The organism is Methylotenera sp. (assembly GCF_029945705.1).
Classification (GTDB): domain Bacteria; phylum Pseudomonadota; class Gammaproteobacteria; order Burkholderiales; family Methylophilaceae; genus Methylotenera.
Window position 1 is genome coordinate 1 of the sequence record NZ_JAQSDC010000027.1, and the last position, 24,924, is coordinate 24,924.

The 24,924-nt window shown below is 42.0% G+C and carries 20 protein-coding genes and 1 pseudogene; 7 read left to right on the forward strand and 14 right to left on the reverse strand.

Features of this window, described 5'->3' with window-relative positions; genetic code table 11:
* The 3 genes and pseudogenes from PSU78_RS05810 to PSU78_RS05820 form a co-directional block, all read left to right on the forward strand.
* Positions 1-274 (forward strand): annotated as a pseudogene (locus tag PSU78_RS05810) (group 1 truncated hemoglobin); the annotation flags it as partial.
* A gap of 22 nt (positions 275-296) precedes the next feature.
* On the forward strand, positions 297-920 hold the full coding sequence (locus tag PSU78_RS05815; protein ID WP_300385601.1) for a methylamine utilization protein: 624 nt from the start codon (positions 297-299) through the stop codon (positions 918-920).
* Positions 921-957: 37 nt separating this feature from the next.
* Positions 958-3,336 (forward strand): EAL domain-containing protein, encoded by a 2,379-nt coding sequence (locus PSU78_RS05820; protein WP_300385604.1) that lies wholly within the window; start codon positions 958-960, stop codon positions 3,334-3,336.
* Between the two features lie 32 nt (positions 3,337-3,368).
* Here PSU78_RS05820 and PSU78_RS05825 read toward each other — a convergent pair whose 3' ends face one another.
* From PSU78_RS05825 to sucC, 6 genes are all read right to left on the reverse strand, one after another.
* Positions 3,369-3,710: a DMT family protein gene (locus tag PSU78_RS05825; protein ID WP_300385607.1), complete on the reverse strand. Its 342-nt coding sequence runs from the start codon at positions 3,708-3,710 to the stop codon at positions 3,369-3,371.
* Between the two features lie 55 nt (positions 3,711-3,765).
* The gene (locus PSU78_RS05830; protein ID WP_300385610.1) at positions 3,766-4,104 is read right to left on the reverse strand and encodes a P-II family nitrogen regulator; all 339 of its coding nucleotides are present in this window, start codon (positions 4,102-4,104) and stop codon (positions 3,766-3,768) included.
* A 63-nt stretch (positions 4,105-4,167) separates the two neighbouring features.
* The gene (locus tag PSU78_RS05835; protein ID WP_300385613.1) at positions 4,168-5,781 is read right to left on the reverse strand and encodes an NAD+ synthase; all 1,614 of its coding nucleotides are present in this window, start codon (positions 5,779-5,781) and stop codon (positions 4,168-4,170) included.
* Positions 5,782-5,834: 53 nt separating this feature from the next.
* Positions 5,835-6,788, reverse strand: coding sequence for an ankyrin repeat domain-containing protein (locus tag PSU78_RS05840; RefSeq protein WP_300385616.1), 954 nt, complete (start codon positions 6,786-6,788; stop codon positions 5,835-5,837).
* A 62-nt stretch (positions 6,789-6,850) separates the two neighbouring features.
* Entirely contained in the window at positions 6,851-7,732 is an 882-nt protein-coding gene (gene sucD / locus PSU78_RS05845; protein WP_300385619.1) for a succinate--CoA ligase subunit alpha, read from the reverse strand.
* Positions 7,729-8,907 (reverse strand): ADP-forming succinate--CoA ligase subunit beta, encoded by a 1,179-nt coding sequence (gene sucC / locus PSU78_RS05850; RefSeq protein WP_300385622.1) that lies wholly within the window; start codon positions 8,905-8,907, stop codon positions 7,729-7,731. The genes sucD and sucC overlap by 4 nt, the downstream gene beginning before the upstream one ends.
* A gap of 143 nt (positions 8,908-9,050) precedes the next feature.
* Here sucC and serB point away from each other — a divergent pair, with 143 nt between their 5' ends.
* Complete coding sequence (gene serB, locus PSU78_RS05855; protein WP_300385625.1) at positions 9,051-9,917, forward strand: phosphoserine phosphatase SerB; 867 nt, start codon at positions 9,051-9,053, stop codon at positions 9,915-9,917.
* Between the two features lie 38 nt (positions 9,918-9,955).
* On the opposite strand, the gene PSU78_RS05860 is transcribed toward serB, so the two are convergent.
* The 4 genes from PSU78_RS05860 to PSU78_RS05875 form a co-directional block, all read right to left on the reverse strand.
* Positions 9,956-10,633, reverse strand: a complete 678-nt coding sequence (locus tag PSU78_RS05860) for a phosphatase PAP2 family protein (RefSeq protein WP_300385628.1) — start codon at positions 10,631-10,633, stop codon at positions 9,956-9,958.
* A 255-nt stretch (positions 10,634-10,888) separates the two neighbouring features.
* A complete protein-coding gene (locus PSU78_RS05865; protein WP_300385631.1) occupies positions 10,889-11,704 on the reverse strand; it encodes a ferritin-like domain-containing protein in 816 nt (271 codons plus the stop codon).
* Positions 11,705-11,726: 22 nt separating this feature from the next.
* A complete protein-coding gene (locus PSU78_RS05870) occupies positions 11,727-12,596 on the reverse strand; it encodes an SMP-30/gluconolactonase/LRE family protein (RefSeq protein ID WP_300385634.1) in 870 nt (289 codons plus the stop codon).
* A 51-nt stretch (positions 12,597-12,647) separates the two neighbouring features.
* The gene (locus tag PSU78_RS05875) at positions 12,648-13,214 is read right to left on the reverse strand and encodes a hypothetical protein (protein WP_300385636.1); all 567 of its coding nucleotides are present in this window, start codon (positions 13,212-13,214) and stop codon (positions 12,648-12,650) included.
* A 271-nt stretch (positions 13,215-13,485) separates the two neighbouring features.
* On the opposite strand from PSU78_RS05875, the gene PSU78_RS05880 reads away from it, so the two are divergent.
* Positions 13,486-14,142 carry an NAD(P)H-dependent oxidoreductase gene (locus PSU78_RS05880; protein ID WP_300385639.1) on the forward strand — a complete coding sequence of 219 codons (657 nt, stop codon included), beginning with the start codon at positions 13,486-13,488 and terminating at the stop codon, positions 14,140-14,142.
* Positions 14,143-14,153: 11 nt separating this feature from the next.
* On the opposite strand, the gene PSU78_RS05885 is transcribed toward PSU78_RS05880, so the two are convergent.
* The 4 genes from PSU78_RS05885 to purL all read right to left on the reverse strand — a co-directional run bounded on the left by PSU78_RS05885 (position 14,154) and on the right by purL (position 20,407).
* Positions 14,154-15,434 (reverse strand): NAD(P)/FAD-dependent oxidoreductase, encoded by a 1,281-nt coding sequence (locus PSU78_RS05885; protein WP_300385642.1) that lies wholly within the window; start codon positions 15,432-15,434, stop codon positions 14,154-14,156.
* Positions 15,427-15,864: a hypothetical protein gene (locus PSU78_RS05890; protein ID WP_300385645.1), complete on the reverse strand. Its 438-nt coding sequence runs from the start codon at positions 15,862-15,864 to the stop codon at positions 15,427-15,429. Before PSU78_RS05890 ends, PSU78_RS05885 begins: the two co-directional genes overlap by 8 nt.
* Positions 15,865-15,961: 97 nt before the next feature.
* Positions 15,962-16,447 (reverse strand): ankyrin repeat domain-containing protein, encoded by a 486-nt coding sequence (locus tag PSU78_RS05895; RefSeq protein WP_300385648.1) that lies wholly within the window; start codon positions 16,445-16,447, stop codon positions 15,962-15,964.
* Positions 16,448-16,489: 42 nt separating this feature from the next.
* On the reverse strand, positions 16,490-20,407 hold the full coding sequence (gene purL / locus PSU78_RS05900; protein WP_300385650.1) for a phosphoribosylformylglycinamidine synthase: 3,918 nt from the start codon (positions 20,405-20,407) through the stop codon (positions 16,490-16,492).
* Positions 20,408-20,710: 303 nt separating this feature from the next.
* On the opposite strand from purL, the gene PSU78_RS05905 reads away from it, so the two are divergent.
* On the forward strand, positions 20,711-23,833 hold the full coding sequence (locus tag PSU78_RS05905; protein ID WP_300385653.1) for an autotransporter outer membrane beta-barrel domain-containing protein: 3,123 nt from the start codon (positions 20,711-20,713) through the stop codon (positions 23,831-23,833).
* Positions 23,834-23,955: 122 nt separating this feature from the next.
* Positions 23,956-24,795: an alpha/beta hydrolase gene (locus PSU78_RS05910; protein WP_300385656.1), complete on the forward strand. Its 840-nt coding sequence runs from the start codon at positions 23,956-23,958 to the stop codon at positions 24,793-24,795.
* The last annotated feature ends 129 nt before the right edge of the window (positions 24,796-24,924 follow it).

Below are 24,924 nucleotides of genomic sequence, written 5' to 3' on the forward strand. Positions count from 1 at the left end.
CTTTTCGTCATTTTATACGATAAAAAGTGTCCACTTTTTTCAACAGGGGTCAAGTGTCGTCAGTCAAATTTGCAAATTGACTGGTGGTGGTTGTGAATACGATGGTGAAACAATGGTAAATTCACACAAAGACGCAAAAATATCAACCGCTGAATTTGAGTTATTTGTCTCAGTATTTCGAGAGTCTCTAAGCAGGCACACCAACACCAGAGAGAAAAATGAGCTCCTTAAAATCTTGGCTCCAATGAAGCGTGACATAGTCAGTACCCAGTAATTATAATTTAGGATAAACTTTTATGACCACTCCCAAACATGCGATGCGTCGATATTTTCTTGGCGCTCTCATACTGTCATGCATGTTAAGTTCATTTGCAAAAGCTGCAGAAGTTGAAGTTCAAGTAACTAATATTGCTGGCGCTACTATAGAAAACGCTGTGGTGTATTTAGAACCAAAAGATAAAACCGCACCATTCATAAAAAACCAAGCAGAAATTGCTCAAAAAAATAAAACATTTATTCCATTAGTCACAGTGATACAAGCTGGCAGCACTATTATTTTCCCGAACAAAGACTCTGTAAGGCATCATATTTACTCGTTCTCACCTGCCAAAACTTTCGAATTAAAACTATATTCAGGCGTGCCAAGTACACCTGTGGTGTTTGATAAAGCTGGTACAGTTGTACTCGGTTGCAATATTCATGACCAAATGCTTGCCTTTGTTTATATTGTAGATACACCCTACTTTGCTAAAACAGATGCTAGCGGTAAAGTCAAAATTAGCGATGTGCCTAATGGAGACTACCTGTTGAAAGTATGGCATTACGGATTAAAAAAAGAGAATGTGACTGTTGACAGGCAAGTATCCACCAAAGATATTGGCACTATCAAAATGGTAATAGACACTAAAGTCTCAATTTAACTTCATCAAGTTACTCCTCAATCAAACATATCGCTTAATGAAATTTAAAAAACTAAATACAAGAATTACTTTAATATTTTTGCTGCTTATTCTTAGCATCCAGATTATAGGATCCATCATCATTAGAAAGAGCATCGAGAAAAATGCTCGTGCATCTGTGAGTGAACAGTTGACAGTTGGTGAAAAAGTATTTGTAAGCTTACTTGATCAAAATAGTGAAAGCTTAAGTCAGGGTGCACGCATTCTTGCAATTGATTATGGCTTCAGGGCAGCAATTGGCTCGCATGACAATGAAACGATTTTATCTGCACTTAGTAACCAGCAAAAACGTCTAGGCGCTGATATTTCAGTATTTTATACTTCTGAAAACAACAATCTAATCGTTTCAGGAAATTTATCTCATGATGAAATTCAATCTGTTGTTTATAAACTTATAGAAAGTGTTCAAGAAAATCCAGACACGAGAAGTTTTGCAGTCTTTAAGAATCAGCCATACCAGCTTGTAGCGGTTCCTATCAAAGCTCCTCTAACCATAGGCTGGATTATCATGGGCTTTAAAATTGATAACACACTAGCAGAAAAATTACATAAGTTAAGTAATCTTGAAGTCACTTTCGTCACTGAGGCAAATGATGGAAACTGGTCATTAACCGCATCCACGTTAACTGGTCCTTCAATTAAAAGCGTAATGACTCAGAAATCAAATCTAATAGATGCAAAAGTAATGAACCGAGAAATCGATATTGATGGCACTTCATTTGGCTCTCGCTATGTATCTATTATAAACAACTCAAATCAGGTGCTTTATGCAGTACTGCAGCGCTCTATAAACGAGGCAACCGCTCCCTATAAAAACCTACAACTTACCTTATTAATTTTAACTATTTTTGGCGTACTTATATTTGCTATTAGCATTTACTATGTTTCTAAATTCATTACCAAGCCTATCATTGACTTAGTTGATCTAGCTAAAAGTCTAGAAAAAGGTAATTATGAAGTTTCCATCACGTCAGATAGATCCGATGAGCTTGGCGAGCTTAGTCGTAGTTTTAGCAGCATGAGTGAAGCGATTTCAATTAGAGAGAAAAGCATTTCAAGGTTAGCCTACTTTGACGAATTAACACACTTACCCAATAGAACCTCATTCATGCTGAGACTAAATAAAGCACTAGAACAAGCTGAAGTGACTAATCAGCAACTGACCATCCTTGTTCTAAACTTAAATCGATTCAAGCAAATCAACAATATTTTAGGTCATGATGCTGGCGATGAGATTCTACGTGTTATCGCACAGAAGATTAAAGCTACGGCCAGAGAGCAAGATTTTGTAGCTCGCATTGCGGGTGTTCAGTTTGCAATGATACTGAATGATACCGACTCTGAGGTTGGGTTGAAACTAGCCGATGAAATATCTAAAAGTTTTGAGAACCCAATATTAATTAGTATGCAATCTGTTGATGTCAGCGCAAGCATCGGCATTGCTACATTCCCGAAGCATGCTGATAATGAAGCTCAGCTACTTACAAGGGCTGAAATGGCTATGTATGTAGCTAAAGCAAGCAAAGTTGGAACGATTGTTTTTGATAAAAGCTATGATTTGAATAGCTCTGCAAATTTATCGATGGCTTCTGAGCTTAAAAATGCGATTGCTGATAACCAACTCATCATGTACGTTCAACCTAAGATTGATATTGCCACTAGTAAGCTCACGTCATTAGAAGCATTAGTCAGATGGAAACATCCCGAAAAAGGTTTTATTTTTCCAGACCAATTTATCCCTTTTGCAGAGCAAACTGGGTACATACAGCTTATTAGTCAGTGGATGCTTAATGAGGCGGCAAGATATAGTCAAATCTGGAATACCATGAATTTGCATTATCCTATTGCTGTGAATATCTCTACTCGAGATTTAATCGATCAAGAGTTACCAGAAAAAATTAATGCCATATTCGAAACGTATCATATTGATAACAGCTCATTATCACTAGAAATTACTGAAAGCAGCATTATGGACGACCCTGTGCGCGCCCTCGCAACACTAGACAAACTTTCAGGCATGAATATTAAATTGTCAATTGATGACTTTGGCACAGGCTACTCATCTTTGGCTTACTTAAAACGCCTACCCGTTAATGAGTTGAAAATAGATAAATCGTTTATTTTAAAAATGGAGCAGGATGAAAGCGATAAGAAAATCGTGCAATCAACGATTGATTTAGGACACAACTTAGGACTAAAAGTCGTTGCTGAAGGCATTGAAAACCATATTGTGTGGGATCTACTAAGAAGCATGGGCTGCGATTCTGGTCAAGGTTACTATATGTCTAAGCCCATGCCCGCAAGCGACTTTATTAACTGGATAAAGCTTTGGGACAGCAGTTCGATATATAAAGAAACTCTACTAAATATCGAATAACCAATATGTCGTCAATAGCGTTAATCGTTACTTTATGTTCTGAACATAAAGTAAACTGCCCCCATCAAGCACACGCCCGCCCACAAAAAATCTAGCTTAAGCGGTTGATGCATATAAAGCACAGCAAAAGGCACGAATACCGACAACGTAATCACCTCTTGCAATATTTTTAACTGCGCTAGAGACATTACGGTAAATCCTATACGGTTTGCTGGCACCTGAAACATATACTCCATAATTGCAATGCCCCAGCTAATGAGGGCGGCGATAATCCAAGGTTTCTGACTGAGGTTCTTTAGGTGTGCGTACCATGCAAACGACATGAATACATTTGAAATAGTGAGTAAGAGGATGGTTTTTAAAATGGTAGACATGTGGCTTGAAACTAACAGAGTAGGAGTAAGGCACCCTCGCTCCTACCAAAACTATTTATACGGCTGACTCGCCTGTCTCACCTGTACGAATACGAATAACCTGTTCAACAGTGCTAACAAAAATCTTACCATCGCCAATTTTACCTGTATGTGCTGCTTTAATAATGGCATCAATTGCAGCTTCTAATAAATCATCCCCTACGACCAATTCCAATTTAATTTTAGGCAAAAAATCAACCACGTATTCAGCACCGCGGTATAGCTCAGTATGGCCTTTTTGACGACCAAAACCCTTTACTTCTGTTACAGTTAGCCCGTTAACACCAATATTTGACAACGATTCACGCACTTCGTCTAATTTAAAGGGTTTGATAATTGCTTCGATTTTTTTCATATTTGCTGAGCTCCAAAATGGTTATTAGTTAACTTAATATAATCATTAAATTTATTTTTGTAATTACTTTAAGTGTATATCAAAATCTAGTCTCACTGTTATCGGATGGCGTCTATCTTTTCCAAAACCTCGGTGTGTAATGCGAACGCCTACTGGTGATTGGCGGCGTTTATACTCATTTCTATCAATTAGCGTAATCACACGGTTCACATCAGTCGGCGAATAGCCCATCGCAATAATATCTTTAGCGCTTAAGTTATCTTCTACATAGGCTTCAATAATAACATCTAGCACTTCATATGGCGGTAAACTGTCTTGATCTAATTGATTCGCGCGTAATTCTGCAGTCGGTGGGCGTGTGATGATGCGCTGTGGAATGGCTCTAGATAAGTTATTGCGATACTCACAAAGCCTATAGACCAAAGTTTTCGGCACATCTTTCAGTAAGGCAAAGCCGCCAGCCATATCGCCGTAAAGCGTGCAGTAACCGACAGCTGTCTCACTTTTATTGCCGGTAGTGACGACAATGCTGCCAAATTTATTGGATATTGCCATCAATAGCATACCGCGAATGCGTGCTTGTAGATTTTCTTCTGTGGTATCAAAAGGTAAATCTTTAAACTCACCAGCAAGTGCTAGCCTAAAACTCTCATAAAGATTAGCAATTGGTATTTGGCTGTACTTCACGCCAAGTAAACTAGCCATTTCAGCAGCGTCACTCACACTGATATCCGCAGTAAACTCGGATGGCATCATCACTGCTTGCACGTTTTCAGCACCTAGCGCATCAACTGCAATCGCCATGGTGAGCGCAGAGTCAACGCCACCAGATAAACCTAACACGACGCCAGGAAAGCCATTCTTATGTACATAATCTTGCAAACCTAACTTTAGGGCGTTATATACAGACGCTTCTATCGACAACTGCGGCGTAACGATTGCAGCAATTGGCTGCAATCCATTAAATTCGACTACTTCTAGTACTGTATCAAAAGCTGGCAATTGCTGGGTTAAATCCCCTTCTGAGTTTAATACAAATGACGCACCATCAAATACCAACTCATCTTGCCCACCCACCATATTGGCATAAATAATAGCTAAGTCAGTTTCATATACGCGCTCACGAAGAATCTCTAAGCGGGTCGATTGCTTTTCCATATGAAATGGTGATGCATTCAAGGCAATCAGCACTTCAGCACCAGCTGCTTTGGCCAATGCTGCAGGATTTGGCTCCCACACATCAGCACAAATCAACACGCCAATCTGCACGCCATCATGCTCAAAAACTAAAGGCTCTCCGCCAGCAGTAAAATAGCGTTTTTCGTCAAATACGCTGTAATTAGGTAAGGCATGTTTATGGTATGTGGCAATGATTTTGCCATCTTGCAATACCGATGCAGCATTAAAACATTCGTCATCCACTTGGTGTGGATGTCCAACAATCACAGTAATATCAGTTATCGCAGCACTGAGCTTTTCTAAGGCAACATCGCAAGCTTTTAGAAAATCTTCACGTAGTAATAAATCTTCTGGCGGATAACCACACAACGAAAGCTCAGGCGTCACCATCAATGTAGCGCCCTGTTGTTTTGCTTGGGCTGCATTAGCGATGATTTTAGCTACATTGCCCGCAATATCACCCACTAAACAATTCATTTGTGCGATAGCTATTTTCATTATGTAAGTGTTATTCTTTTTAGAGGTAAATCAAAACAATCAACGAAGTGTCACTAATAACTGCCGCCAGCACCCTTAATCAACGCAACAATCTCTGCATCTTGTGCTTTAAGCGCGTAAACCAAGGCAGTTAAGCCATATTGGTCTTTTGCTTTAACTTTCGCATTATTTTCTAAAAGCAACTTCACCATATCAGGCTTCTTATTAGTGACTGCAACATGCAGCAATGGCGTGCCTTCTGAGTCTAAATTATTCACATTAGCACCGGCCGATAAAAGTACTTTCGCTGCGTCTAGTTGGGATTTCTTTACAGCCCAAGTAAGTGCCGTCCATTTTGAAAGATCTTTTTGATTGACGTTAGCACCACGTTTAGCCAATAACTGAACGGCTGGCGCATGGCCTTGACGCGCTGCCACCATTAGCGCAGTGAGGCCTAAACTATCTTGCGCCTGAATATCGGCCTTATTATCTAGCAGCGCAGTAATCGTTGGAATATCGCCACTTTTAGCGGCATGCATCAATACCGTTTTACCATCATCACTCTTGGTGTTGACATCTATACCATGCTTCAGCAAAGTACTCACCATCTCTGAAAAGCCTGACACAGCAGCAATACCAAAAGCACTCCAACCTGATGGATCGCGCACCTTAGCATCTGCCCCGTTCTTTAACAGCACCTCGGCCGTGGTGAAATGATTTTTCTTAGCGGCATACATCAATGGTGTCCAGCCACCGTTATCTTTAGCATTCACATCAGCGCCTTTGCTAATTAGCGCGGCGGCAACATCAAATTTATCTTTACGAACGGCGTACATTAAAGCTGTTACCCCATCCTCATCTTTTGCGTTGGCATTGGCACCGCTGGATAACATTGCATTCACCGTGGCAACATCGCCCTTGGAAGCAGCCGTTAGAAGATACGAAACATCCTCTGCTGCATGAACAGGCAACACCAAACTAAAAATGAGGAATAAAGCGGCAGAGAAATGTTTAAGTAGAGTGTGCATATAATTTTTAAATGATTGGTTCCCTGTAGTTCCATTAAGCTAGAGTTCAATTAAGTTAGAAGTTAAGCATTTTTGTTATTAATCGCAGCTAACACTGCCTCACCCAAACCAGCGGGTGAACTAGCCACCACTGCGCCAGCTAATTCAAGCGCACGAATCTTATCAACCGCTTTACCGCTACCGCCTGAGATAATCGCGCCAGCATGCCCCATGCGTTTGCCTGCAGGTGCTGTTTGCCCTGCAATATAAGCTGCAACTGGCTTAGTGACATGGCTTTTAATATACTCGGCTGCGGCCTCTTCGTCTGAACCACCGATTTCGCCGACCATAATAATCGCTTCAGTTTCGCTATCAGCTTCAAACATTTGCAAGCACTCAATGAAATTAAGCCCTTTAATTGGGTCGCCACCAATGCCCACACAAGTACTTTGACCCAAGTTTAGCGCAGTAGTTTGATGAACTGCTTCATAAGTTAGCGTACCAGAGCGAGAAACAATACCCACTTTGCCACGCATATGAATACTGCCCGGCATAATGCCGATTTTGCATTCATCTGGCGTAATCACACCAGGGCAATTTGGGCCGATTAACTTGGTTCCATTCGCTTTTAAAGCAGCTTTCACATTAAGCATATCCAATACAGGAATGCCTTCCGTGATACATATAATCAAGTCTATGCCCGCATCACAAGCCTCTAAAATTGAATCTGCAGCAAAAGCTGGTGGCACATAAATCACACTCGCTGTTGCGCCTGTTGTTCTCACAGCATCGCGCATAGTGTTGAACACAGGCAAGCCTAGGTGAGACATTCCACCTTTACCTGGCGTAACCCCACCGACCATTTTTGTGCCATAAGCAAGCGCTTGCTCTGAGTGAAATGTGCCCTGTTTACCAGTAAAACCTTGGCACAGTACTTTGGTATTTTTATTGACTAAGATACTCATACTGAAACCGCCTGACTATTTACAGCCTTCACAGCTTGTACAGCAGCATCTGTCAGACCATTTGCTGAAATAATATTCAATCCACTTGTTTGCAACATTTGTTTACCTAAATCCACATTGGTACCTTCTAAACGCACGATGACAGGAATTTGCATACCAACATCCTTAACTGCTGTAATAATGCCTTCTGCAATGATGTCGCAGCGCATGATGCCACCAAAAATATTCACTAAAATGGCATTAACGTTATTGTCTGCCAAGATGATTTTGAATGCTTTAGTCACGGTTTCAGCCGTTGCGCCACCACCCACATCTAAGAAGTTAGCAGGCGTTCCGCCGTGCAGTTTGATTAAATCCATCGTTGCCATGGCCAACCCTGCACCATTCACCATACAACCAATATTACCGTTTAGCGCGATGTAGTTTAAACCAGCATGATGCGCGACCGCTTCTTTACTATCCTCTTGCGACCAATCACGTTGCTCAGCCAAAGCTTTTTGGCGATACAAAGCATTATCATCAATACTCATTTTGCAATCTAAGGCAAATAACTTGCCTTCAGAAGTTACCACTAATGGATTGATTTCGAGTAGAGCCAAATCGTTTTCTTTGAATAAGCGATACAAGCCTTTTAAGATTTTAGTGAAGGCACCAATTTGATCGCCGACTAAATCCAACTTAAACGCTAAATTACGTGCTTGAAAATCCACTACACCGTTTAGTGGGTCACAAACTTCCTCCAAGATTTTCTCAGGGCTAGTTTGGGCGATTTCTTCAATATCCATACCACCAGCACTTGAAGCAATAATCACCACACGCTCAAGCGTTCTATCGACCAGCATAGACAAATAAAGCTCGCGCGCGATAGGCAAGGTTTCTTCAATCAACACTTGGTTAACTAGTTGGCCATCGGGCGCATTTTGGTAGGTCACCAAAGTTTTGCCTAAAAGCTCACTCACAACCGCTTGCGCTTCTGTGGTTGATTTAACCAACTTAACGCCGCCAGCCTTACCACGCCCACCCGCATGGATTTGTGCCTTCACAACCCATGCATCACTGGTGATTTCTGTAGTCGCAGCAGCAGTGTCTTTTGCTACAGTAACCACTTGCCCACGAGGAACTGGAATGCCGTACTTTTGCAGTAAAGTTTTGGCCTGATATTCGTGCAAATTCATAAAATAATGTTCTTATTAAAAGTAATACACATTTTCGCGCAAAACAGCCAAATGCGCTAGCATTGGCTTGATATTCTATGTGTTTTAGTCATTTACAATATGTGCCAAGTGTATAATTACTTTTTTAACAAAACTTTTAAGCCATGCGTCTAGTTATTCAAGCTGCAAAAAACCAAGCTCCTTCCGTCGGATCTGCGATTACTTTTTCACATTTGGCACATATTCATCAATTATGTGAAACCAGTGTTCAATTCACTCAAATTGCTGAACATGCCTATTACCTTGCCAACCAGAACACACCAATCGAAGCATTACAACAATTTTGTAAGCAACAAAACATTGATTGTGCGTATGTGGAAGATAAGCAGCTTCTTAAAAACTATGGCTTATGTGTCATGGATATGGACTCCACACTCATTAGTATTGAGTGCATCGACGAAATTGCCGATATGGTCGGTATCAAACCACAAATCGCTGCGATTACAGAACGAGCCATGCAAGGTGAATTAGATTTTGCACAAAGTCTGCGCGAACGTGTGGCTTTACTTAAAGGCTTGCAAGAGTCTGACTTAATGCGCGTATTGAATGAACGCCTTAAGCTAAATCCTGGTGCGGTTGAATGGATAGCCACCTGTAAAGCAAACAACATTAACACTTTGCTGGTTTCTGGCGGATTTACTTTCTTTGCTGATCGCGTAAAAGAAATGTTGAACTTGGATTATGCCGTGTCTAACACCTTAGAAATTATAGACGGGAAATTAACGGGTAAAATTTTAGGCCGCATTGTCGATGCGCAAACCAAAGCAGATGAACTCATTAACCTACGCGACAAATTAGGCTTAAATTCAGCGCAAACCATTGCGATTGGCGATGGTGCTAATGACCTCAAAATGATGGATGCAGCAGGCATTGGTATTGCCTACCATGCAAAACCTATCGTACAGGCTCAAGCCACTTACGCGTTGAACTATGTAGGTTTAGATGGCGTAGCAAACCTTCTTAATACCTAACCAAAACTCATATTAACTACTGCGAGCAAAGCAACGTGTTATTTAATCTTTTGTAACTTGACTTGACCTAGAATTTGCGTTGATATTAAATCTGCGCGTGTATATGGCTCATTACGACCAGACATGAATAAAGCGAGCTCTATTTCCATATCATGCGTTGGAATGTAATTTGGCATTATTGAGCCAAATACCAACAAACAAATCAAGGCCATCACTTGCAGATAGGCTAAGCGTTGACGCTGCTGATTCATTGCGTCTAACACCAATGCACAGACTAGCATACCCAAAACCCACCCTGGAATAACTTCACTAATACTGTGCGCACCAGTAGCAATACGCGACACACCAACTAAAAGACTAAGCACTATACCGAACCACAATCCAATGTTTCTATACTTTGTTTGCGTTCCACCATACGCCGAGTAAAACAATATGGGATAAATAGAAGTCGCTAGCAGGGTATGTCCACTAACCCCAGTAAAATCTAGCAGCGCAATGCCTATTCCCCATCCGAAGAACATGACTTTAGTAATTGTCGTAAAAGTGACGGCTAAACCAAGCGCCACCATCCACAAATAAACAACTTGTTTTTGATTAGATAGCCAAAGATTAATCACTGTAATGACCATGATAGGCATCAATAAGCTCGACGAACCAAGATGTGTGATGAGCTGCCAGTGAGTACTGGACTGCAGTGTTGAGATTTGAGTGATCATAAAATAACTTGAAGCTGAGAAATACTTTTCTAGCGTTGCGTTTTGATTGACTGAACTTCGGTTTAAGTTTTTGGTTTAAGTTTTTATCAAAAATAGAGTAGAGACTAAGAGTATCACCGCATTGACTGACAATTTTGTGACAAACTGTCTAATGATTTAAATAAAACCATTTTAAATTATAGCAATCATAAAGCTCTAAATTTTACCTAAACTAACATTCATTTTACTAGGTTGATTACTTGCCTCATTAGGCCCTTAAAGCGCGCCTAAATACTCAAGCTCAACCTCCGTAAATCCCGCTTGCCGCCTTGCGTCCATATTAAAGGGTGGCCGTAGTTTGGGTGCACTGTATTGCTCTGCGAGCTGTCGGTAAGTAATCACTGGTTCTAAATTACTTTGCTCGCAAAGCCAATTAAACCAATAATTACCAATGGCAACATGGCCAATTTCATCGCGCAAAATAATATCTAATATTTCGGTTGCTGCTACATCACCTACTTGCGCCAACTTGGCTCTCAGCTGTGGCGAAGCATCTAAGCCACGCGCTTCCATGGTACGTGGCACTAAAGCGATGCGAGCTAGCACGCTGCCTTTAGTTCTTTCTGCCATTTCCCACAAGCTATTGTGTGCATCAAAATAGCCGTAATCAAACCCCAAGGTCTGCAAATGTGCATTCAGCAGACTAAAATGATAGGCCTCTTCATCAGCGACTTTAAGCCAATCTGCATAGAACTGCGCAGGCATTTCTGCAAAGCGCCAAATCACGTCTAAGGCCAAATTAATGGCGTTGAACTCAATATGGGCAAGCGCATGAATCAAAGCCACGCGGCCTTCTAGCGTGTTCATGGCTCGGTGTTTGAGTAATCGCGGGGCGATAAGTTGTGGTTTTTCAGGTCTGCCTGGGACTGGCAAATGTGCCGCAATAGATTGATTACCGTCTAGCAAAATATTGCCAGCTAACCAATTGCTGGCAAGCTGGCGCACTGCGTTGGCTTTTATCACGGCGTTTGTTTCCGCCAAGCAATTAAAAGCCGCTTGGCGAAGTTCTATCTGTGTAGCACTTGAGGTCATTTAAACAATATTTCAGTCACAATTATTGCAAAGGGATGAAATCTAACTCGCCCGCTTTCATGTCTGGCACCATAATGTATTTTTCATCTTTGGTAATCGCAATATCCGCAGCTGATTGATAGCCGCCTTTTACTAGAGCAACATCGCCTTTGGTGTTTACACTAAATACTTTGCCGTTTTTCCAATCACTCACGTACATTGTGCCGTTAGAGCGATGCAATAAGCCATCTCCACCACCAAAACCCTCTGCAATATCGTTGAGCGCTTTGGTTTCTGTATTTAAGCTGTAAAGTATGCCCGAAGCGAAATCAACGTAAATTAACACCTTGCCGGTATCATCGGCAAGCAAGCCATTTGGCGCTTTAACACGTGCATCTTGCACATCGTTAATCAGCAATTTCACTTCACCTTTCAGACTAATTTTATAAATAGCGCCACCTTTGCCTGCACCAAACAAATCGCCACTATCGCTTACGTATAAATTACCTTGAGGATCGGCCTCCAAGTCGTTTAAAAATTTAGGCTTAACTGGAAATGCACTGGCAGGTACAAATGTTTCTACTTTGCCATCCAAATCGATTTTCATGATTTTTGTTTTATCGGCTACGTACAAAGTTTTACCAATAATAGCTAAACCTTTTGGATCATCCAAACCTGCTGCAAATACACGTTTCTTGCCATTTTCAATCACAGTAATTTGACCGTCACCATCCTTACCAAACTCATTGATTTCAGAAACATATATTTTGCCATTTTTAGCCTGAACCGCTGACTCTGGTGTTTTCAAACCAGTAATTTTTTGCATCACACCTTGATTACTTTTCACTTCAGTTGCACAACCCGTGGCTAGAAATGCCAACATTAACGAACTTAGTATTAATTTTTTTTGCATGATTTACTTCCTATTGATTTTAAAACTGATAAGTGGCAGCGCTAACGATACCTAATAAAAACTGATTCTAGTGTCATTTTGCGCGCCAATTAAACCACATGGCAACTTAGCTTCTGATTTAACGCCATCAGGCGAAGGATTAATAGAGAGTTTGGTCATTAAGTTTTGCATGGCTAAACTATAAACTTTATTAAGATGGTATTTAGTACCATTATCAAAACTGGTATAACCAAGCTGTTGTGCCTCGCCCACATAAGTGCCGAGTACATCACCTTTGCCTGAGAACACAGTAGCAATCAGCTTGCTATGATAAACATGCATCTGCGGGTTATAAAAAACACTGGGCTTGATGCGGATAATCGTATCAGCAGTTTCATTGGCCTGACATAATGCAACTTCACCATGCTTATCTTGCAAGGCTTTTAAAGCAATAGGTTCAACCAATGGGCCTTGCGCAAACCAATACTCATAGTATGGTGCCAGCAGATGCACGCTGTAGTTGTAATCATTCGGGCTGATATATAACAAAGTTTTTGTACTCGATTCAACAGCGAAAACTGATGTTGAAAGGCTCACAAGCAACAGTAAACCCGCTATTTTTTTTGTAAAACTGATCATTGATTGACTCCTGATGTCATTCATAAGTGATTTCCACATCTCTACTTTAACAGTTAGTATATGAAGAGTAGATTTTAGTTCTTAAGCAGATATTGAGTTGTGACCTTAACATAGCCTAATTTAAATTTTAATAATTTTTCTACTTATTAGATTTTGTTAAGGTCAAAGCGCATGCTAATGCTTAGTTGCACCGTAACCATTATAATATTGGTCTCAAACTCACATTAATCAAGTGTTAAAGCACCAACACTTTACAATTTAAGTAAATAAAATGACTAAACAAGAAATCTTAAAAGCCTTTCAATTTCGCCATGCCTGCAAAGAGTTTGACCCTAGCAAAAAAGTCACTAAAGATGATATGGACTTCATCTTAGAAACAGCTCGCTTGTCCCCAAGCTCCTTTGGTTTTGAGCCTTGGCATTTTATCGTGGTGCAAGATGCCGAGTTAAGAGAAAAGCTTAAAAATGGCGCTTGGGGCGCGACTAAAAAGCTAGAAACCGCCAGTCATTACGTTGTTTGTTTAACTATGAAATCGCATTTTTTAAAGCATGATAGTCCATATATCAAAGACTTTATGAAAAATGTACAGCATCTATCTGATGATGTGATTGAATTGAGAAGTAAGTTTTACAGAGAGCTTCAACAATCAGATTTTGATTTAAGCGATGATAGAAAGCTGTTTGATTGGGCTACGAAGCAAAGCTATATTCCACTAGCCAACATGATGACGGTAGCCGCGATGCTTGGCATAGACTCCTGCCCGATTGAAGGTTTTAAACAGGCTGAAACTGATGTTGTTTTACAGAAAGACTTTGGCATTGATACCACGCAATATGGTGCTTCTTACATGGTGGCTTTTGGCTATAGAGTGAACGAACCAAAAGTTAAAACGAGAAGGCCGACTGAAGAGGTAGTTACTTGGCGTTAACAAAGGATGTCTTAAGTTAAAGTATCTGCCCAAATATTTTGCGCCCAAGCCACTGCATATGCGCCCTCTTTTTCACTCGGGCTCATGGATACGCCGCCACCTTCGGCAGAGATCATCATTTTTTTGCCTTCGTCATAACGGTATACATTGGCTACATGCATTGCGGATTTATCTGTCACGTAGCTATAACAAGTGTTAGCGAATACTGGTGCAGGGTCTGGCGCTTGTCCTGAGAACAATTGCACAATGGCATTCGCACACACTTTGGCTTGATTCGTCGCCATATGTGCAGATTTGGGCAACCCAGCGGCTACGCTATCGCCCAGCACATGGACGTTGGGTACTAATTTAGATTCATAGGTTAAGAAGTTAACATCGCACCACGGATAGTCTTTTTCAGTCAAATTGGCGATTTGTGCAATCTTGCCCGCTCTCTGCGGTGGAATCACATTGAGTACATCGGCTTTAATTTTATCAAAATCTGTAGATACGGTTTTTGTAGCCACATCTACACTTGTTATCGCGTTATCTGGGCGATAATCTACGATACCTGCATAAGTCTCGTTAAAAACTTTAGTGAATAAGCCTTTTTTAGAAATGATTTCTGCGTTGGCATCTAACACAATGACTTTGCTTTTTGGTTTATGCGCTTTGAAGTAACTTGCCACTTGGCAAGCGCGCTCGTACGGCCCTGGTGGGCAACGATATGGCGCTTTGGGTACGTTCATTACAAATACACCACCATCAGGCATCGCTTCTAATTGTTTGCGCAAATTAACAGTTTGCCAACCAGCTTTCCAGGCATGAGGTATCTGCTGTTGCGCTTCAGCGCTCAACAGCGTTGGCAGCGTGTCATAATTAAAATCCACACCTGGCGCTACAATTAATCTATCGTAGTTAAGCTCACCGCGTAGCATGGTGATTTTTTTCGCTGAAGCATCAATTGCCGTCACGGTATCTTGCACCCACTTTATACCGTGATTATTTTTAAGCGCATCGTAGTCAAAAGTTAAGTCATTGATACTTTTGCTGCCACCCAATACCAAATTACTTAATGGGCAAGATACGAATTGCGAGTTCGGTTCCACCACGATCACTTCAACTGAACCCAAACTCCAAAGCCGTAAATATTTGGCGACTGTAGCACCCGCATAACCACCACCGATGATGACAACGCGCCCAACTGGCGGTTTAGTCGCGCGCGCAAAACCATTATGACTAATGAGTAAGGCGCTAGCTGCGCCTGCTAACTTAATAAAATCGCGTCGATTAAAGTGATTAGCATTATTCATGGTCAGCCTTTAAGATTTGTGATTTTAGCGCTTTTGTTACAACTTGTTTTTGTTGCGAAAAATACACAGCAAGCAGATTGATTTCATCCACCGTTAAGCCTTTAGCATGATGATGCATCACCGTTGCTTTACGGCTACCATCCTTAAAACCTAGCATTTTTTCTGTGAATTCAGCAGGTGCCATACCCGCTAATACGGCGTTAGCGCCATCGTCACCCTTTGCCGCGACTGAGTTACCTTGCGTGCCATGACAGGCAGCACAGGACGCCGCTAATTGACGTATATGGATATTTGGCGTGCCTGAAAAAGCAGAAACCTCAGCAGCATTACCGATATGAGGTATGCAAACTGAGGTTGTCAGTAATAAAGTTAAAAAACCAGTATTTTTAAATCTAGTATTTTTAAACCAAGTGTTTTGTGTCGGCTTCATGGTATTTTTAGAAAATTCAAAACACCATTCTAATTGGTTTTTTTACTTTGTGTGCGCGACTATAAATAAAATACAATAGTTACACTATCACATTAAATTAGAAGCATTTTTCGTCTTGGCAACCGTCATCTTTAACGCCTACAGACTCCATCAACTTAACCATATCAGGTTGCCCTTGATCGCGGAAGTAACGAATTAGAGAAACATCGCCTTTTAGTTTTAAATTCACATTTACACCACTTTCAGCTAAAAACTTGATTAGCGCTACGTTGCCGCTAAATGCTGCCATATGGAAAGCTGTGTTTTCACTTGCAGGATGCACATAGTCTTTATCTGCGCCTTTAGCGATTAAGTATTTCACAATATCTAAGTGGCCATGTGAAGCAGCCATTTGTAGAGGTTCCCAAGCAAAGAATTTTTGATTCACGAGTTTTGGGTCTGCATCCATAAACTTTTTGACGACTTTGGTGTTTCCAGTACTGATTGCATCAGTTAACTGTAGGTACTCTTCATCAGTAAGCGCAAAACTATTGAGTGAAAAACTTAAGGCTATCATTGCTAATATTGCTTTAAACATATTCATGCTAATTAATCTCCAAACTTCTAGTTAATGTGTTTTTATAAATTATCCAACAAACTTTCTTGCATTGCGGAACATCCGAATCCAAGCACTATCTTCACTATCACCGCAACGCTGCCATGTGTTTTGCACATTTCGAATCACCCGTTCAGGATGTGGCATCATAATACTAAAACGTCCATCTGTGCTGGTTAATCCAGTAATCCCTTGTGGAGAACCGTTTGGATTATACGGATAGCTGGTAGTTGGTGCGGACGCATGATCGATAAAGCGCATCGTCACCAGTTTTTTCGCTAACACTTCATTGACCGCTGAGTTTTCAGAAGGTTCTTTAAACTCAGTAAAACCTTCACCATGCGCCACTGCAATTGGCATTTTACTGCCAGCCATGCCGTTAAAGAATAGTGATGGGGACTCTAAAACTTCTACCATTGCCAATCTAGCTTCAAATTGCTCAGACTTATTTTTCACAAAATGTGGCCAATGCGCCGCACCTGGAATAATGCTTTGTAAGTTACTCATCATTTGGCAACCGTTGCACACGCCTAATGCAAAGCTATCTGTGCGATTAAAGAATGCTGAGAATTCATCGCGTGCACGGGCGTTGAATAAGATGGATTTCGCCCAACCTTCACCTGCACCTAATACATCACCGTATGAGAAACCACCGCAAGCCACAACGCCTGCAAAATCTTTCAGCGAAACTCTACCCGCAATAATGTCGCTCATATGCACGTCATAGCTAGCAAAACCAGCACGGTCAAATGATGCAGCCATTTCTACATGACCATTCACGCCCTGCTCACGCAGAATTGCCATTTTTGGACGTGCGCCGGTAGAAATATATGGCGCAGCGATATTTTCACTTGGCTTAAAGGTCAATTCTGCAAATAATCCGCGATTATTTTCGTCTAATAGGCGGTCATACTCTTGCTGTGCGCAAGCTGGGTTATCACGCAACTTTTGCATTTGATAAGTCGTTTCAGACCACATACGATGCAAGTTAACGCGTGTATCACTAAACACCACTTTGCCATTTTGCTTAATTTCAATTTGATTGCCCGCAACAACTTCACCGACAACATGCGCCAAACCGTTAAACTGCTTAACAATTGCGCCTGCATCAGAAGAGGCCACTTGAATCACAGCGCCTAACTCTTCGTTATACAGTGCACTTGTCACATCACCCTGCAAGCTTGAAATATCAACATTCAAACCACAATGTCCAGCAAATGCCATTTCAACTAAAGTAGTAAATAAGCCGCCATCTGAACGGTCATGGTAGGCTGAAATTTTGCCAGCTTTATTTAACTGTTGAATGGTATTAAAGAAATTTTTTAACTGCGCGGCATCATCGACATCTGGCGCCACATCACCTACTACGCCGTAAACTTGCGCCAAACTTGAACCACCCATGCGGTTCTTACCTGCGCCTAAATCAATCAAGATTAGTTTAGAAGGTGTGCCCGTTTGTAATTGTGGCGTTAATGTTTTACGCGCATCTGGCGTGGTTGCAAAAGCAGTCACAACCAATGAAATCGGCGAGGTGACTGCTTTATTGATACCGTCATAATTCCACACAGTTTTCATGGACATGGAATCTTTACCTACTGGAATACTGATGCCTAATTGCGGACAAAGCTCCATACCAACGGCTTTAACCGTTTCAAACAAAGCGGCATCTTCACCTGCATGCCCTGCTGGCGCCATCCAGTTGGCTGATAGTTTAAGTACGCTTAAATCATCAATCAAACAAGCCGCGATATTAGTAATCGACTCACCAATTGCCATACGACCTGATGCAGGGGCGTTGATTAAAGCCAAAGGTGCTTTTTCACCAATCGCAAACGCTTCGCCTACGTAAGTTTCATAACCAGCCAAAGTCACAGCAACGTCCGCCACTGGTACTTGCCATGGACCGACCATTTGCTCACGTGCCACTAAACCCGTTACAGAGCGGTCACCAATGGTAATCAAGAAGGTTTTATCAGCCACGCCTGGTAATCTTAATACACGGGCTGCAGCCTCTTTCAAATCAATTTTACTGGTATCGAAAGCCTGTAATTGTTTAGCAGTGCTTTTAACATCACGTGTCATTTTTGGCGGTTTGCCCAGCAAAACTGACATATCCATATCCACTGGATTATTGTCAAAATGACTATCAGCCACGGTTAAATGACGCTCTTCAGTCGCAATACCTACCACAGCAAATGGGCAACGCTCGCGCTCACAAATGGCTTTAAAACGTGGTAAATCTTCTTGCGCAATCGCCATCACATAACGCTCTTGCGCCTCGTTGCTCCACAACTCACGTGGTGACATGCCAGGCTCTTCATTATTTACATCGCGTAATTGAAAAGTCGCGCCTACGCCAGCATCGTTCACTAGCTCTGGGAATGCGTTTGAAATACCGCCTGCACCTACATCGTGAATACTTAAAATTGGGTTCTTGTCGCCTAGTTGCCAGCAACGGTCAATCACCTCTTGCGCTCTACGTTCAAGCTCGGGGTTGCCGCGTTGCACAGAGTCAAAATCTAGATTTTCAACGTTGCTACCTGTATCCATACTTGATGCAGCACTACCGCCAAGCCCAATCAACATAGCTGGGCCGCCCAATTGCACTAAAGCCGCACCTGCTGGAATTGGATTCTTTTTAGAATGTTTTGCTGAGATATTACCTATACCACCCGCCAACATAATAGGCTTATGGTAGCCACGCACCTCATTGTTAGATTCCAACTCAAAAGTACGGAAGTAGCCTGCAATATTCGGACGACCAAATTCGTTGTTATACGCCGCACCACCGAGTGGGCCATCAATCATAATCTGGAATGGTGAAGCGATGCGGCTAGGACGGCCATAATCATTTGCCTCCCAAGGTTGCGTAAAATTAGGAATATTTAAGTTAGAAACTGAAAAACCCGTTAAACCCGCTTTAGGTTTAGAGCCGCTACCCGTTGCCCCCTCATCACGAATCTCACCTCCCGCGCCAGTTGCCGCACCCGCAAACGGTGAAATAGCCGTTGGGTGATTATGCGTTTCCACCTTCATTAGGTAATGCATTTCTTCTTCAATAAAACTATACGCACCATTTTCACGCGGGTAAAAACGCTTAGTTTTCTCGCCTGATTGCTGCCCTTCAACAATGGAAGAGTTGTCAGAGTAAGCCACCACTGTGCTACCTGGGTTAAGCTTATGCGTATTACGTATCATGCCGAATAATGATATTTCTTGCTGTGCGCCATCAATCACCCAATCCGCATTAAAAATTTTGTGGCGGCAGTGTTCAGAGTTAGCTTGCGCAAACATCATTAACTCAACATCCGTTGGGTTACGGCCTATACGCAGAAAGTTTTCTAGCAAGTAATCAACTTCATCAGGCGATAACGCCAAGCCTAGCTCTGAGTTAGCTTGCACAAGTGCTTGCTTGCCACCTTGCAAAATATCTACAGTACTTAGCGGTTTGGGTGCATCGGCGTGATAAAGCTTAGCGGCATCGTCCAAGCTAGCAAATACTATCTCCGTCATACGGTCATGAATCAAAGGCAAAAGCTGCTGACGCTCTTCTTGCGTTAATTTTTCACCATTTTTGGTTTGCACAAAATAAGCGATACCGCGCTCTACGCGTTGCACAGCCTCTAAGCCACAATGTTTAACAATATCCGTCGCGCGTGAAGCCCAAGGAGAAATCGTACCAATGCGAGGAATTACTAAGAGCAGTTCCCCTTGTGGGTCTTCGGCCTGCAATCTTGGTCCGTAGGTCAAAATCTCTTTTAAAGTATTTTGCTGCACTTCATTTAACGGAACATCCGCCCAAATAAAATGACGAAACTCAGCATAAAAATGCTTGATATTTGTAGCATTCAGGGTAAGTTGAGATTGAATTTTCTCGATACGAAATTGAGATAAAGCGGCGCTGCCACGTAGGCAGACCATTGGTGTGTGGGCTTTAGATTGAGTCATTGAAGTTCAGCTAAACATACGATTTTCGAAAGCGTAATTCTACCAGATTGAAGGCAACTAGGCCTCAAAAAAACTGGATGGGATTATGCATTAACCATGTTGGCTGTATACAACCACAAAATATATCCGACAACCAATTATTGGCTACATACAACCATTATTCTTGTTGAAAAGCTTTGAATTATACCTAACTAATTGTTTTTATTAAATAATCGTTTAGGTATGAAATTTGCTGAATAGACCCTCGCAATTAAATTAATCATTAAAAAAATTAATTAACTCAAAATTTAGGGGATTAACACAGTGGTCATACAAAATAGCAATACACGCATTAACCAAAAAATACACCTTGCCGTTTTAGCCGCTTTGCCTATGCTGGCATTAGCTTCGTTAAACGCTAGCGCAGCTTGTACAGGCAGCATCGCTACTCCAGCAACTGCCGCTGGTGCAGCAACCTCCATTTCTGTGCTTTGTAATGGCACTGGCTCATCAGGAAACCTTACAAATGGCGCAGGTACAACGCTAGTGGATAACACAACCGTTGCGGGCACTTCAACTGCACCAGTGGTTGGTAATAATGTGCTACTGCAATTTGATGGTCACGGTCGGACGTTAAACAATACTGGTGACATTATCAATAATCGTGTGATTACAGGCACAACTGGCTCACGCGGCCGCACAGCAGTATTGATGGGCGGAGCTACACTAAATGCAAGTGAGCCAGATCCGAGTAAAAACGATCCAGGAACTCTACTAACCACTAACTTACCAGCAACTGGCGCAACAACCGTAACGCTCAATGCAGCACCAACGACTGCATATGTAGGTCAAACTATTGTAGTTGGTCGTTACGATGGCGATGATTTCGCAAATGGTACGACACGCATTATTACTGCTGTAGATGTTGTGAATAAAACTGTTACCTTTGCAGACGCTCTACCTGCTGATTATGCTGGCACGGGCACTGACTCAGTGGCCTACAAGGTCGTCTCTAACTATGGCGCAACTAGTACTATCGGTGGTGAGACCTACAACAACGTCATCAATAACTCAGGCACTATTTCTAGCAGAATTACTGCAGCAGAAATCATTGCAGATAAAACAGGCTCTGGTCCGTTTGCATCAGTATCTAATACAGCATCAGTGAAGGGCATCACCATGTCGGTTGAAGGTGATTACCTGATCAACAACAATAAAACAGGCGTGATTAGCGTTAAGCATGACGGCATCGGCGCTGCTTATGCCATTGAACAAGGTGGCGCGGTTGAGGGCTTAGTTATCAATAACTCAGGCTTAATTAGCGCTGAGCGTACTGCCGCTCTCACGCTAGTCAACAATACTGCTACTGCAAATCCAACAGCAACGGCGTCAATTGGTGGCAATACATTCTCAGCGCAGACGGTTGCACTAGTTAATGCTATTAACACGCAGGAGGAAGCAGAAGAACTCACGCTCAACAATAGTGAAACTGGCATAGTGCGTGCAACTGGGGATTATGCAGCAGCCATTTACATGCGCGCTGGTGAGAAAACCATTGTCAATGAAGGCTTAATCGAATACGTAGGTAATAAAGGCTTTGCGATTGGCGCCGTGTCTGACCCTGGTGACCCACGTACATTAGAGCTAGAAAATGCTGAAACAGGGATTATTAGAGGCGATATTCTAGTGACCAATGGCAATGCCTTGCGTTATTACTTACTAAGTACAGAAGGCGGCTTATCGGGCTTAGACAGCCGTTTGACTATCAACAGCCATGTTGGTCAATCTGATAGTGAGATTGAAAATGAAGGCCAAATTATTGGTAATTTATATTTCAGCAACGGCACGCATGTTCTTACCAACGAAGAAACAGGCGTGATCACAGGTAATATTGATTTAGACCAACGTAATACCTACAGCGCAAGTGGCAATGGCACATTACTCGGTACTAAAGATTTTACCTATGAAAATGCAGGTACTTACTCAGGCAACATTACGATTAGAACTGCCGCGAATAGCAATGCAACGTTAATTCCAACCATCACTGGTAGTGGGGCAGGCTCGACTTTAGCATCACCTTCACCAGATATTGCTGGGATGGGTAATGTATTGACGATTGATGCTACTGCAGGTGCTGGAACTGTCACAGTGGCACCAAAAACTTTAGTGACGGTAAAAGCTGGAGAATATTTCAAAGTAGCTAATACGCTAACCTTAACTGGCGGCGCTACTACTCCAGTCGTTGACAGCATTAACACGCCTTTGGTCAACTGGACGATAAGCACTAACGCAAGCAATAACCTGGTAATTGGCGTTGATACTATAAATAGTGCAACAACCATTACAGGCGTAAGCGCTGGAAGTGCAGCGGCCATTGATGCTTTAATTAACAGTAACGCTTCAACTGTTGGTGGAGCATTGCAATCATCTACAATCACAACGGCTCAACTTAACACGGCTGGTCAGCAACTACGCCCTGAAGCCAACAACGCTTCAATGCAAGCGACCATTGCTGCGGTTGACCATGTTTCGGCTTTAATCGTTAATCATCAAGAGGAAACTCGCGTTGCGAGTAAAGAGAATAGCGGCATTTCAACAGGTGAAAGTGTTCAAGGCGTAGGTGTTTGGATGCAAGGTTTTGGCTTTAAAGGTGACCAAAATAAACGTAATAGTATTGATGGTTACACCGCTAACACAGGTGGTTTTGCAGTGGGTGCCGACACCGTTGTTGGCAATGGCGACTTTCGTGTAGGTGGTGCGCTAGCTTATGCATCAACTGGTATTGATGGTGATGGTGCCACCCAAGCAAACCGCACTGATATTGATAGCTACCAAGGCACATTATACGGTTCATGGAACGCAGGTGCGTGGTATCTAGATGCAGCACTTGGCTACGGCAGACATCAATATGACACCAAACGCTTTGTTAGCTTAGTCAACGCCTCAGTCATTGGCTCGCACGATGCAGACCAATATCTTGCAAAAATTGGTGGTGGTTACCCTATACAATTAGGCAAAGTCACTATTACACCAATGGCATCACTCACTTACGTAAAATTAGACCAAAGTAGTTATACTGAAAAAGACCACAGCAATTCAGGCGCAGCTTTAAGTGTTGCTAGCGTTGATAGCGATTCATTCCGCTCTGGCTTAGGTGCAAAAATTTCAGCACCTCTCTCTAGCGGTAAAGTCAAAACTACCGCAGATGCGCGCTTAATGTGGAACCATGAGTTTGCAGACACTAACCAAGATGTTGCAGCAAGGTTTGCAGGTGGCACTAGCTTTACGACTAACGGCATGAACCAATCACGTGACTCGGCTAACATTGGTTTAGGCATTAACTTTATTTCAGAAAATCATCAGAACTTATCAGTGAATTATGATGCTGAAGTAAAAAGTGGTTATGTTGGACATACTGGATCGATTAAACTAAGAATAGACTTCTAATCGTTTAGTCATCTCAACAAGGTCATATAAGTAATAAAAATAGCCGAGCTTGTCTCGGCTATTTTTTCATATCTGGTCATAATCTAAAAAATTGAAATATAGGTAGAGCGGAGATAATCAGCATGTTTTGGCAAAAAGCTTTATTGGTGACGCTATATGTTTTATTAAGCGCTTGTAGTGCTATAAACACTAATGAGCATGCCAACCAACTTGCAGAGCATCATGCTTTAAAAAAGCAGATAACAACAAATGATGGCTTTGTATTAACCGCCTACACGCGCTTAAACAACCCCAACCTGCCTGTTAACGTTTATATTGAAGGCGATGGGCTGGCTTGGTTTTCTCGCTACGAACTATCTACCGACCCCACACCCCGCGAGGCAATAGGCTTAGCCCTTGCCGCACAAGATAATGCAAGCAATGTATTGTACTTAGCAAGGCCATGCCAGTTTAATGATTTCAAAAAAACGCCTTGTAACAGCGCATACTGGTCAAATCAACGCTTCTCACAAAAAGTAGTCACTGCAATGAATAATGAGCTGCAAACATTGATCAGCGCGAATAACTCACAAAAAATACATTTAATTGGCTACTCTGGCGGAGCAGCTATCGCCGTACTCTTAGCCGCCCAACGTAATGATGTACTCAGCCTAAGAACAGTCGCTGGCAATTTAGACCATGCTTACGTGAATCAATTTCATCATGTTAATTTAATGCCAGAGTCACTAAACGCAATAGATGTCGCTAGTAAAATTAGCAGTATCCCTCAGCTCCATTTTATCGGGATAAATGACAAAGTTATTCCAAAAGAAGTAGCAAAACGTTTTACTCAACAACAGGAATCCACACAAGAAAAAACCGCGCAATGCGCGGCTATTATAGAAGTTGATGCGGATCACCAAAAAGGTTGGGTTACTAAATGGCAGAAGCTTTTACAGCAAGCTTTTCCCTGCCAACCATAAAACCTAAACTTAGAGTGACTTAATCACAGGTAGAACAATCTACATCAAACTGTCAAATAATTGACACCATTCATCTTATGGGCACCTCTAAAAATACGATTTAATCGCACCATGTTAGATAGTGATGCA